Source organism: Rathayibacter tanaceti (assembly GCF_001634385.1).
GTDB lineage: Bacteria > Actinomycetota > Actinomycetes > Actinomycetales > Microbacteriaceae > Rathayibacter > Rathayibacter tanaceti.
Genome location: NZ_LIIN01000274.1, coordinates 1 through 1044 on the forward strand (window position 1 = coordinate 1; position 1044 = coordinate 1044).

Sequence of the window (1044 nt, forward strand, 5' to 3'; positions counted from 1 at the left end):
CACGGGGGTCGGCGCGGAGGAGGGCCCGGCGACGACCCGGATGCCGGCGAGCTCGGCCCGCAGCTCCGCCGCGTCCGGGGCGGAGTCGGCGGCCAGCGCCGTCACCAGCGTCACGTCGTGCCCCGTCGCGGGCGAGCATCCGCGCGACGAGTCCCGCGCCGCCGGCCCGGGCGCTGCGGGCCGACACGTCCACCACCGGCACGGGTGCGTCGGGGCTCAGCCGCTCGGCCGGACCGGAGAGGTCGACGTCGAGCATCACGTCGCCCACGACCGCGAGCCGCAGCCGGCTCACGAGGCGGCCGCCGTCCGGGCGCGGATCCGATGCTCGAACGCGCGGCACAGCGCGTGCACGAGCACCAGCTGCGCCTCCTGGACGTTGGCGCCGTGGCCCTCGAGAGCGATCGACTCGTCGCACAGCTCGGTGAGCGGGTTCGGTCCGCCGCCGGTCAGTGCCCAGGAGCGGGCGCCGGCGGCGCGGGCGGCCTCCGCCGCATGCAGGAGGTTGGCGCTGCGCCCGCTGGTCGAGAGCAGCACCACCACGTCGCCGGCGCGGGCGTGCGCAGTGACCTGGCGTGAGAACACGTGGTCGAAGCCGTAGTCGTTGCCGATGGCGGTGAGGCTCGAGGTCTCGGCGTGCAGCGAGATCGCCGAGAAGGGGATCCGGTCGCCGTCGAAGCGGCCGACCAGCTCCGCGGTGAGGTGCTGCGCCTCCGCGGCCGAGCCGCCGTTCCTGCGGCGAGAAGGCGGGCGCCGGAGTGCAGACGGTCGGCGAGGTCGACGCCCCAGGCGGCGATCCGCTCGGAATGGTGCTGGAGCTGCGCGACAGCGTCGACCGCGAGCGCCACGTGGTCGTCGACGAGGCGCCGGGCGGCGTCCGTCGGAGTGTCCAGAACGGTGTCGATGGTCATCGTCGCGGAGCCGCCTTCCGGGTGGTGGGGATGAGGGGGCGCTCGTGGCGCCGGTGAGGACGGCCTCGTCGCCGATCGCGGCGAGGGTCGAGCGGTAGGCGCGCTCGGTGTCCGCGGCGACGCGGTCCCAGGAGTA

Annotated in this window: 1 protein-coding gene and 1 pseudogene; both read right to left on the minus strand. The window is 75.8% G+C overall.

The window, feature by feature from the left end:
* Positions 1 to 283: pseudogene (locus ACH61_RS17850) on the minus strand (D-beta-D-heptose 1-phosphate adenosyltransferase); the annotation flags it as partial.
* 5 nt (positions 284 to 288) lie between these two features.
* The coding region (locus ACH61_RS17855) for a D-sedoheptulose-7-phosphate isomerase (RefSeq protein WP_330220194.1) at positions 289 to 1044 on the minus strand (756 nt) is incomplete at its 5' end.